Origin of the sequence: Paracoccus onchidii (assembly GCF_028294535.1) — a bacterium.
GTDB lineage: Bacteria > Pseudomonadota > Alphaproteobacteria > Rhodobacterales > Rhodobacteraceae > Paracoccus > Paracoccus onchidii.
On record NZ_JAQBIE010000050.1, the window covers coordinates 1 to 10,273 of the forward strand.

7 protein-coding genes and 4 pseudogenes are annotated in these 10,273 nt (G+C 61.3%); 7 read left to right on the forward strand and 4 right to left on the reverse strand.

The features are described from left to right. The first annotated feature begins 292 nt into the window (after positions 1–292). The 4 genes from PAF17_RS19590 to dhaL are packed head-to-tail and all read left to right on the forward strand — an operon-like array spanning position 293 to position 5,586. Positions 293–1,237: a substrate-binding domain-containing protein gene (locus tag PAF17_RS19590; protein ID WP_271890755.1), complete on the forward strand. Its 945-nt coding sequence runs from the start codon at positions 293–295 to the stop codon at positions 1,235–1,237. Positions 1,238–1,292: 55 nt separating this feature from the next. Continuing rightward, complete coding sequence (locus PAF17_RS19595) at positions 1,293–2,822, forward strand: sugar ABC transporter ATP-binding protein (RefSeq protein WP_271890756.1); 1,530 nt, start codon at positions 1,293–1,295, stop codon at positions 2,820–2,822. Beyond that, positions 2,812–3,804, forward strand: a complete 993-nt coding sequence (locus PAF17_RS19600) for an ABC transporter permease (protein WP_271890757.1) — start codon at positions 2,812–2,814, stop codon at positions 3,802–3,804. The genes PAF17_RS19595 and PAF17_RS19600 overlap by 11 nt, the downstream gene beginning before the upstream one ends. A 21-nt stretch (positions 3,805–3,825) precedes the next feature. Next, the gene (dhaL, locus tag PAF17_RS19605) at positions 3,826–5,586 is read left to right on the forward strand and encodes a dihydroxyacetone kinase subunit DhaL (RefSeq protein WP_271890758.1); all 1,761 of its coding nucleotides are present in this window, start codon (positions 3,826–3,828) and stop codon (positions 5,584–5,586) included. 4 nt (positions 5,587–5,590) lie between these two features. Here the strand turns inward: dhaL and PAF17_RS19610 are convergent, their stop codons facing one another. Beyond that, positions 5,591–6,547 (reverse strand): sugar-binding transcriptional regulator, encoded by a 957-nt coding sequence (locus PAF17_RS19610; protein ID WP_271890759.1) that lies wholly within the window; start codon positions 6,545–6,547, stop codon positions 5,591–5,593. Positions 6,548–6,797: 250 nt separating this feature from the next. Here PAF17_RS19610 and PAF17_RS19615 point away from each other — a divergent pair. Together PAF17_RS19615 and PAF17_RS19620 are read left to right on the forward strand one after the other, a co-directional pair. After that, a pseudogene (locus PAF17_RS19615) lies at positions 6,798–7,607 on the forward strand (transposase); the annotation flags it as partial. Then, positions 7,561–8,524 (forward strand): annotated as a pseudogene (locus PAF17_RS19620) (IS5 family transposase). The pseudogenes PAF17_RS19615 and PAF17_RS19620, both read left to right, overlap by 47 nt. A gap of 30 nt (positions 8,525–8,554) precedes the next feature. Here the strand turns inward: PAF17_RS19620 and PAF17_RS20260 are convergent. From PAF17_RS20260 to PAF17_RS19635, 3 genes and pseudogenes are all read right to left on the reverse strand, one after another. Further along, positions 8,555–8,704: pseudogene (locus PAF17_RS20260) on the reverse strand (transposase); the annotation flags it as partial. 178 nt (positions 8,705–8,882) lie between these two features. Then, positions 8,883–9,584 (reverse strand): RES family NAD+ phosphorylase, encoded by a 702-nt coding sequence (locus tag PAF17_RS19630; protein ID WP_271890760.1) that lies wholly within the window; start codon positions 9,582–9,584, stop codon positions 8,883–8,885. Beyond that, positions 9,581–9,982, reverse strand: a complete 402-nt coding sequence (locus PAF17_RS19635) for an MbcA/ParS/Xre antitoxin family protein (protein ID WP_271890761.1) — start codon at positions 9,980–9,982, stop codon at positions 9,581–9,583. Before PAF17_RS19635 ends, PAF17_RS19630 begins: the two co-directional genes overlap by 4 nt. A gap of 98 nt (positions 9,983–10,080) precedes the next feature. Here PAF17_RS19635 and PAF17_RS19640 point away from each other — a divergent pair. Further along, positions 10,081–10,158 (forward strand): annotated as a pseudogene (locus tag PAF17_RS19640) (IS6 family transposase); the annotation flags it as partial. Positions 10,159–10,273: the final 115 nt, after the last annotated feature.

Below are 10,273 nucleotides of genomic sequence, written 5' to 3' on the forward strand. Positions count from 1 at the left end.
CTGCCACAAGATGACCGCCTCCGCATACCGTCAGAACCTCGCCACCGCGTTCGAGCGCTGTAACGACTGCGCGAACAGCATGGCCCCGTGAAAGGCGGTAGCGCACAGCCACCTTCGACCTCGGGCAACAACTTGACGATCCCCCCATGGGGCCTGAGGATAGCTAACCCGGCTCGAAATATAGTTGTAATTTTTAAGTTACAACTGTATCAATGCGTAGGGAAACCCTCATCCGAGGGTCACCGAGAGGGGGTCGACCGCACAGCCGGCGACATCAAACGGGAGGAATATCATGAAGAAACTGGCCGCCATGCTGGCCGGTGTGGCTCTTGCCATGCCCTTGGCCGCCGCTGCGCAAGACGCTGCAGGCACCGCCAAGAAGGACAGCTATCGTTTTCTGATCGTGCCGAAGGTCGTTCATCCTTGGTTCGACAAGGTCAATGACGGCGCGCAGATGGCCGCCGAGGCGCTTGAGGCACAGACCGGCGCAGATATCGAGATCATCTACTCCGCGCCGCAGACCGCCGATGTGGTCCAGCAGGTGCAGATCGTCGAAAGCGCGATCTCGACCCGACCCGACGGCATCGCGATCGACCTGCTGGACCCGTCGGGCAACCGCGGATCGCTGGAAGCGGCGCAGGGACAGGACATTCCGCTGGTCATCTTTGACTCGATCCCGCCCGAAGGCATGGCGATCCCCTATATCGGGTCGGATTTCTGCGAGCAGGCCAAGATCGCGTCGCGCCGTCTGGTCGAGGTTCTGGGCGGTGAAGGCGAAGTCGCGATCATGATGGGTGTGCCGACCGCACCCAACCACTCGATCCGCGCCGAATGCCACCGCGAGGTCTTTGCCGAACACGAGGGCATCACCGTCGTGGCCGAAGGCATCGACAATGACAGCATCGAGATCGCGCAGCAGCAGGCCGCCGCAATCATGCAGGCCAACCCCGATCTGAAAGGCTGGGTGGCCTCGGACGCCGCTGGCCCCATCGGCATCGGTCAGGCCATCGTCGAGGCGGGCAAGGAAGATCAGGTCACGCTGGTCGGTCTGGATAACCTGCCCGAGATGCTGGACATGATCCGGTCCGGGGTGGCCGACAGTTCGTCCGCGTCGCAGCCCGAACTGCAGGGCTACTGGTCGGTGATGCTGCTTTGGGCACAGGCCACAGGCGCACCGGTCCCGCAATATCTGGATACGGGCAACGCCTTCCTGACCAAGGACAACGTGGACGGCTAAGCCGCCCCTTGCGGTCGGGATCAGCCCGACCGCATCACATGCCGTGGGAGGAGACATGGCCTATCTGGAGGCACGCGGGCTTGGCCGGGATTTTCCCGGAGTGACCGCGCTGGACGAAATCGATCTGTCGATCGAGCTTGGCCGAACCCATATTCTGGCGGGCGAAAACGGTGCCGGAAAATCAACACTGGTGAAGATCCTGACCGGATCGGACCGCGCGACGCGTGGCAGCATCGCAATCGACGGCCACGACCCGCTGGAACAACCGGACCTGTTTCGCAACATCGCCTATGTCCCGCAGGAATTGTCGCTGTTCGCCGATGTCAGTGTCGCCGAGAACCTGTTCATGCCCTTTGATCGCACGGGCCATGGCGGCATCGTCAACCGCCGCCGGATGGAAGCCGAAGCCCAAAACTACCTGGACCGCTTCGGCATCGACGCGAAGCCTTCGGATCTGGTGCGCCATATCTCGGTGCCCGATCAGCAATTGCTGCAGATTGCGCGGGCATCCACCAATCAGGACATGAAAGTGCTGATCCTGGACGAACCGACCTCGGCGCTGACCGCGCGCGAAGTTCAGCGCGTGTTCAAGATCATTCGCGGCTTTCTGGATCGCGACCACGCCATCGTTTTCATCTCGCACAAGATGGAGGAAGTCTTTGAAATCGGCGACGACTACACGGTGTTGCGAAATGGGAAAAAGGTCGATGCGGGCCGTGTGGCCGAGATCGACGAACCCGCGCTGATCCGCGCCATGTCGGGCCGAGAGGTCGCGATTGACGAACATTTCCGCTCTAATCGCCCCGTCACCGACAGGATCATGACGGTCGAAAACCTGTCAGGACATATGTTCGACAACATCAGCTTTGACCTGAAGCGCGGTGAGATCCTTGGCTTTGCCGGGCTGGTCGGAGCGGGTCGGTCAGAGCTGATGCAAACCATCTTCGGCTTTCGCAAGGCAACCGCAGGTCGGGTACAAGTCGAGGAACAAGACTGGCGTCTGAACGATACCGCCGCCTCGGTCGCGGGCGGAATGCTGTATCTATCGGAAGAGCGCAAACACCACGGGATCTTTCCGCTTTTGTCTCTGCGGGAAAATATCGGGCTGTCGGTCCTGTCGCTGACCTCGGGCGCGGCGGGGATCGATTTCGGCAAAGAGCGCGGGCTGGTGCGACGCGTCATCGAGGATTACGACATCAAGGCTGCCGGTCCCGGTCAGCGTATTTCCAACCTGTCGGGCGGCAACCAACAGAAGGCGATCATCGGACGCGCCATGGCCACCACGCCACGCATCTTGATCTTCGACGAACCGACCAAGGGCATCGACATTCGCACCAAGGCCGAGATTTATCGGATCATGAAGGAACTGGCCGAAGATGGCGTCGGCATCATCCTGATCTCGTCTGAAATGACCGAATTGCGGCGCTGTGCAAGTCGGATCCTGACCATGCATGGCGGCCGCATCACCGGCGATTTCGACGCGGCATCCAGCGATACCGAAACCCTGGTCGGCGCGATCTTCGCGACCGGCAGCGGGGCGGACGCCGCGCCCCGAAACGACGCAGAGGCTCATCATGTCCACTGACACAACCGCCGCGGCGCGCGCGCCTTCGGTGCTTTCAATTCTGATCCGAAACCCTCTGGCCGGAGTCTTTGCTGCTTTGGTGGTGATCTTTGCTGCCTCGGCGCTGATCTCGCCCTATTTCCTGACGGCCTATAACATGTCGGTCATCGCACGGGGGCTGGCCTTTGTCGGGCTGGTGACCATCGCGCAATCTTCGCTGATGATCCTTGGCGAACTGGACCTGTCGCTTGGTACGATCGGCGGGCTGTGCGGCGTCGTGTCCGGCATGCTGATGGTGCAAGCCGGGCTGCCCTGGGGCGTGGCGGTGATCCTTGCGCTGGGGCTGGGAATGCTGCTGGGCTTCGTGAACGGTTTTCTAGTGACCGCATTGGGGCTGCACTCGCTGGTCCTGACGATTGGCACGGCGGGTATCTATGGCGGGGCCATTCTTGTCCTGACCAAGGGCGTGGCAATCACCGGCATCCCCCAGGGTATCCAGTTCCTTGGCCGCGGCGATGTTCTGGGCATCCCGGTCCCGTTCCTGATCATGCTGGTCGTGCTGGCGGTCGCCTTGTTCCTGACACTGAAAACGCCCATGGGCCGCTACATGTATGCCATCGGCAACAATGCGGCCGCGGCGCGAATGCTGGGCATTCGGGTGGATCGCATCCGCCTGTTGGTCTTTACCTTTGCGGGGATGCTGTCGGCGCTGGCGGGCCTTCTGATGGTGGCGCGACTGGGCACGGCGCAGCCCTCGATTGGACAGACATGGGTCTTGGCACCAATCGCCGCTGCAGTGATCGGCGGGGTCGCCACGACCGGGGGTGTCGGATCGCCCCTAGGGGCAATCTTTGGCGCAGGCATCATCGCCATCATCGAAAACATCATCGTGCTGTTCGGCGTATCGCCCTATTGGCAGGGCGTCGTGTCGGGGGCGATCGTCGTTCTGGCGATCTCGTTCGATGCATTGTCGCGCCGCTATCTTCGCCGTGACGGCGCCTGACCTGACAAAACGGATCTTCCCATGACGAAAACAAAAAAACTTATCAACGCGCCAGAAGACATCATCCCGCAGTTGATCCGGGGCATGGTCGCTGCGCACCCGGACATGCTGTGCGTCGAGGGTGGCACCGGTCGGGCCATCGTCGCGGTGGACGGTCCGCGCGACGGCAAGGTCGGCGTCGTTGTCGGCGGCGGTTCGGGACATGAGCCGGCCTTTGCGGGCTATGTCGGTCGCGGGCTGGCAGATGCGGCGGCAGTGGGCAACATCTTCGCCTCGCCCTCGCCTGAGCAGATCCTGGATGCGGCGCGCGCGTCTGACGGCGGCGCCGGAGTGTTGTTCCTTTATGGCAACTATACCGGAGATGTGATGAACTTCACCATGGCGGCCGAGGAACTGGAGGCCGAAGGCACCCGTGTGCGCCAGGTTCAGGTGGCCGACGACATTGCCTCGGCCCCCAAGGATCGGCGCAGCGAACGGCGCGGGATCGCCGGTGATTTCTTTGTCTTCAAGATTGCCGGGGCGGCCGCCGATCTTGGCGAACCGCTGTCCCGTGTCGAAGCATTGGCGCGCAAGGCAAATGACGCGACCCTGTCGATGGGCGTGGCTCTTGGTGCCTGCTCGCTGCCCCAGACCGGCAAGCCGAATTTCGAGATCGGCGATGACGAGATGGAAATCGGCATGGGCCTTCATGGCGAGCCGGGCATCCGTCGCGAAAAGCTGGCCACAGCCGATCAGGTCACAGACGAACTTCTGGGTGCGATCCTGTCCGAAATGCAACCTGACAGCGGTGCTCGGGTGGCAGTTCTGGTCAATGGGTTGGGTTCGACCTCGTTGGTCGAGCTTTACATCATCTTCGACCGCCTCAAGCAGGTGCTGGACGAAAAAGACATTGAAATCCATTATTCATGGGTGGGCGAATATGCCACCTCGCTGGAAATGGCAGGCGCGTCGATTACCTTGATGAAGCTGGACGACGAACTGACCCGGCTGTTGGACCACCCCTGTCGCACGCCCGCCCTGACCGTCGGCGCGATCGAAGGGGCAACGGCAGGCAGCGCGCGTTCCATGCGCAAGGCAGCGGCATCCAGTGATGCCACAAAGACGACGCAAAGCCCTCGCAAGCTACAACAAGGGGGTGTGATCACCCCGCAGATCTTTCGCCATATGATGGGCCGCGCGGGGGATGAGATCATCGCCCATCGCGACTGGCTGTCGGAACTGGACGGAGTCATCGGCGACGGGGATCATGGCGTCACGATGGAAATCGGCTGGAAGGCGGTGCAAGCGGCGCTGGATAACGCACCAGAGGATGAAACCATCGAAGGCAGCTGCAAGCGCATGGCCAAGGCATTTCTGGATGCGGTCGGTGCCTCATCCGGTCCGCTTTACGCGACCGCATTCCTGCGGGCAGGCGCCGCTGTCGGGGATCGGCTGAACCTTGATGCGGCGGCGCTTGCGGCGTGGCTGGCAGCCGCGCTGCAAGGTGTGCGGGATCGTGGCCGGGCCGAGCCGGGCGACAAGACCATGATCGACGCCTGGGTGCCCGCCGTGCAGGCCGCGCAAAAAGCTGCAGCCAACGGGACCGAACACGATGTCATAAATGCTGCTCGCAACGGGGCCGAGACAGGCATGAAGGCCACGGCAGATCTGGAATCGCGGCGCGGACGTTCGGCCAAGCTGGGCGCGCGATCCGTTGGCCATATCGATCCGGGCGCGGCTTCGACCTGGGTCACGCTGCGCGCCATGGCCAGTGCACTGGAAGAAACGCTGGCCGAAACCTGATCCTCTAGCGTGGCCCCGCCATCAACGCGCGGGCCACGCCTTCATTCGTGACCAGCCGGTTGACATAGCCGCCACGCAAGACCGCGCGAATGATCTGCACCTTCTCGACCCCGCCCGAGACCAGCATCGACATCGGCTTCAGTTTCAGCTTTTCCGGGCTGAGCGCGATGATCGAGTCGTTCAGGAAATGGTCGACCGGGCGACCCTGAGCATCAAGAAAGCAGCCCAGAAATTCGCCGACCGCACCTCGTTTCTCAACCTCGTCCAGATGGTCTTTGACCACCCGGATCTGGGTCAGGGTGGTATCCTCGGCCAGGGAACCGCAAGAAGCGATGCCCAAATCCGCGATCTCGGTCCGGGCAAGGACATCCGTCAGTTCATCGATCAGCAACAAGGTCTCGCGGCTGTCAGGCGATGCGCAGTAGAGCGGCGCGGTCAGATAATGGCATTCGACACCCAGCTTTCGCGCAAGGCTGGTCGCGACCTCGAAGGTGTTGGTGCCCGAAGACCGGGTGACACCGCCCGTAAGTCCGACGACCCAGCTGTTGGAATGGGGCCGCGCCACAAGCCGGCGAACCGCAAAGCTAAGCGTGCGCCCGGTGGCGATGCCGATGCCCAGGTCACGGCCTTCGATCAATGCGCCGGCCATCACGCCGGCCGCCTCGCCAATGACGCGCTTCTGTTCCAGATAGTCGGGCAGATCGGGCACGATCAACGCCTCTGCCAAACCATAGCGTTCTGCAACGTCCTCAGCCAAGGCGATGCAGTCACAAAGCGGCAGGTTGACCTCGACCTGTACGGCACCTTCTTCCCGAACCTGACCGATGATCTTGTTGACCCGCAAACGGGTCATGTTCATCTTTGCCGCGATTTCCTGCTGCGTCAGACCACCGACAAAGTAAAACCAGGCGACACGTGCGCGCTCCAGCTTCCCGGGCAGGGATTCAGAAAGATCGTCCACGCTCGCTCCGTCCGTCGTGTTAGGTAGCAAAGGCTGCCCCGGATGATCCTTTCCGGACAGACAATCACAGATTGGTTGAATAAATTTCGACAGAAAGTGCTTGATATCGGCACCTAGTAATACCCCCTAAGATGAATTTTTCAGGCTGGTATGTCCAGACGGCATTGCTAGGTTGCTGAACTGGCCCCTTTTTCGACCGGACACCTCGGCCTGCGCCTGGAGGCTTAAGGATAGCCTTAAGCATGTACTCATGTCTGAGATTGAAATTATTACCGATGGTGGCCGCTGTCGGCGCTGGTCTGCGGCCGAGAAGCTGCGGATCGTGGAAGAAACCCTTCATGACAGTGAGAGCATTTCTGCCGTTGCCCCTCGCAATGGCGTCGCCCCCAATCTCCTGTATCGTTGGCGAAAGTTGATGCTGGAAGGAGGAAGCGTCGCTGTGTACCAAGACGACAGCGTGAACGGAAACAATATCGTCCGTGAAATCGAAGCCCACATCCGTGAGCTCGAGCGCCAACTGGGCCGCAAGACGATGGAGGTGGAAATCCTGAAGGAAGCACTCGACAAGTCACGGTTAAAAAAAACCGACCTTGCGTGTGCAGTCGTTGAAACGGGACGATTTGCCATGAAAGTCGTTGCCGAAACTCTGGGCGTGTCCCGCTCGAACCTGCATGAGCGGCTGAATGGGAGGGCGAAGCCGCGTCGGGGCTATCATAAAGCCTAGGACGCGGCGGTGTTGCCACGCATCGAGCAGTTGGTGGCGAAGCGCCCCACATACGGCTACCGCCGGATCACTGCGGTGCTGAACCGTGAACTCAAGGCGGAAGGCCTTGCGCCTGTTAACCACAAGCGCGTCTATCGGATCATGAAGCGCAACAACCTGCTGCTTGAGCGCTCCGGGTTTGACCGGCCCGAGCGCATTCATGACGGCAAGGTCATCCTGATGCGGTGGCTCTGTTGCGCAAATCCCATGAGGGATTCATCTCGTGAATCCAGCGTGGTGGCTGGGATGCATGAGCAGACCTACGCCCCCGACCTACAGGACCAGGAACTGGCCAGCCTACAATGAAGCGCTCAAGCGCCGAGGTTCACTGACCATTTGGTTCGATCCGATCCCGCTGTGACCTGGGATGCCGCACCGACAGGCAGGCGTGGCCGCCAGCGAACCTACAGCGATGCCGCTATCCAGACCTGCCTTTCGATGAAGGTGCTGTTCGGCATGGCCCTCCGCCAGACGACAGGCTTCGTGGAAAGCCTGTTGCGGCTGGTCGGTCTCGACTGGACAGTGCCGGACTTCAGCACGCTTTCGCGCCGCCAGAAGACTTTGGCCGTAAACATCCCCTATAGCGGGCCCAAGGGCCCGCTACATCTGCTGATTGACAGCACCGGCATCAAGGTTGAGGGCGAAGGCGAGTGGCACACCCGCAAGCACGGTGGCCCCAAGCGGCGGGCCTGGCGCAATGTCCATCTCGGAATTGATGAGGAAACACTGGAGATCCGCGCTGTCGAGATCACCGGGAACCATATCGGTGACGCACCTGTCCTGCCCGATCTGCTCAGTCAGATACCGCTTGGCGAAGAAATCGGTTCGGTGACCGCCGACGGCGCCTACGACACGCGCAAGCGCCACGATGCCATCGCTGACCGCAGCGCCCACGCTGTCATCCCACCACGCAAGAACGCCAAGCCGTGGAGGCCGTCACCGCCGGAGCCATAGCCCGCAACGAGGCCCTGCGCGCCGCGAAACACCTCGGCCGAGCCCTCTGGCGACGATGGAGCGGATACCACCGCCGGAGCCGCGTCGAGACGAAGATGCATTGTGTAAAACTGCTGGGCCAGCGGCTCATGACACGGCACTTTGACCGTCAGGTCGCCGAACTCCAGGTCCGCATCGCCGTCCTGAACGGATACACTGCGCTCGGCATACCCGTCACGGAAGCTGCGGTGCCAGCGATCGATTTCGAAACCAGCCCATGACGCCTTCGGGGTCCGCAGGGCAATGGCCCTGCGCGATAGCCAGGATCCTCGTACCGGCGGTTTGCGCCGCGCGGCACTCAGTCGCGCCATTGCGCCGATGATCAGAAGCCTGCGGATATCGGCCTGACCGGCCTTCGACACCCGTCCAAGCCGTTCTTTCCCGCCAGAAGATGTTGATTTCCACCCAGAAGTGACCCGGGTCACTTCTGGGTGGAAATCAACAGATACGCCCATGCGGCATAGCCGATTACGGAGCGCGGAAATCGGAAGCCCTTGATACGGGACAGGTCGCATAGATTCAGCATGACCCTTCGCTATTCGGCGATCGGACCGTCTGCAACCTGACAAAGCCAACTTGTCAGCCGGCAGCCGCAATCGAATAGTGTGGTGTCCCATCCCAAACAAGATCCCAAGACGCGCCCGGTCGGACGTTCTGGATGGCGTGCGGCTCGAAGCAGACCAAGCAATTCCCGCCCGGAGCAGGAGCGCGGACCGAAGGGTAAATCAGTCCCTTGGATCCGCCCCGGCGCAAATGCTGGGCCAGGCTTTGGCCCTCGGGATACCCGACAACCGGATCCGGATGCAGCGCCGGATGACCCGCCTCATCGGTCATGTCGTCGAAGACGCCGATGAAGTCGGCCAGCAGTTCCACATAGCGGGCGCTGTCATGGAAGCTGCCGATAAAGCCGAGTTCACGCGTGCGGTGCCAGGCCACTTCGCTGACAGAAACCATTACATTCCATGCGCAGTACCAGGCGCCGCGCTCCTCGGCGTTGAAGCGGTTTCCGCCGGCGCGGGTATAGGTGAAGGCGGCGTTGACGTGACTGTCCCCATAGATGCGCAGATCGCGGCTGCGGCGTTGCCATGCGAGTTCGCGCGGGTCCAGATGCGGGTTGCGCCCGCGTTCGGCCTGTAGACGTCCACTGGTCAGGCCCTCGATCTCTGCCAAGATCTCCATCTCGTCATCGGTATCGACAAGGCCGCGCAGCGATGGTGGCTTATGGTAGGTGGCGGGCAGGAGACGAACGAGACCGCGATCGGAAATCTCGGTCTGCTTCATGCCCCACCACGCAACGCATCAAGATAGGTCCGAACCGCGAGGATCTGCGGCAAGCCCCCGTCAATGGCGGTGTCGACTGGTCGGCCGCCTCCAAACAGCGGACCGGTGTTCGGTCGGGTGAACCAGTTGCGCGCGAGCGGCTCGGAGAAATAGAGCTCAAGCGACTTGTAAATTCCGATGACGGCGCTCAACCGCAGAAGCTGATCCTTGGTGAGCTCCCCCGCGAACTCCGGCTTCTTGGCGCGCTTCCACGTGCTCTCTGACATGTCGGCAAGGCCAGCCGCTTCCTTGAGGCTGAGACCCCAAGAATCGGCCACGCGTGCATAAGCTTTCAACGCGACGGCGTTGATCTGTGCAGGTTCCCGGATTTTCTCTGCAACGTACATGGCGTCCTCCACTGGTCTCAATATAGTCCATATGGTCTTAATGTAAAGATCAAATGAACCTTGCATCTTGATCCCGTTACCCGAACCGGAGTTGTCACATTGCGTCAGGCTTGGAGCATCGCTCTCACCAGGGCCTCAACAACCGAGCCGAAAACAGCCACCTGCCGTTCCGGAAACGGGAACGAATGAATAGCCCCTAGATTCGTAGACGCCTTCTTCCCTAATTTTGAGGCAAGGAGGCCGAGATGGGCAAAGGCAATTTCAGCGCCGAGTTCAAGCGTGACGCGGTCGCGCAGATCACCG

Coding starts and splice junctions, on each gene's coding strand:
- dhaL (WP_271890758.1), top strand. CDS start 3,826: ATGACGAAAACAAAAAAACTTATCAACGCGCCAGAAGACATCATCCCG.
- PAF17_RS19595 (WP_271890756.1), top strand. CDS start 1,293: ATGGCCTATCTGGAGGCACGCGGGCTTGGCCGGGATTTTCCCGGAGTG.
- PAF17_RS19600 (WP_271890757.1), top strand. CDS start 2,812: ATGTCCACTGACACAACCGCCGCGGCGCGCGCGCCTTCGGTGCTTTCA.
- PAF17_RS19630 (WP_271890760.1), bottom strand. CDS start 9,584: ATGAAGCAGACCGAGATTTCCGATCGCGGTCTCGTTCGTCTCCTGCCC.
- PAF17_RS19590 (WP_271890755.1), top strand. CDS start 293: ATGAAGAAACTGGCCGCCATGCTGGCCGGTGTGGCTCTTGCCATGCCC.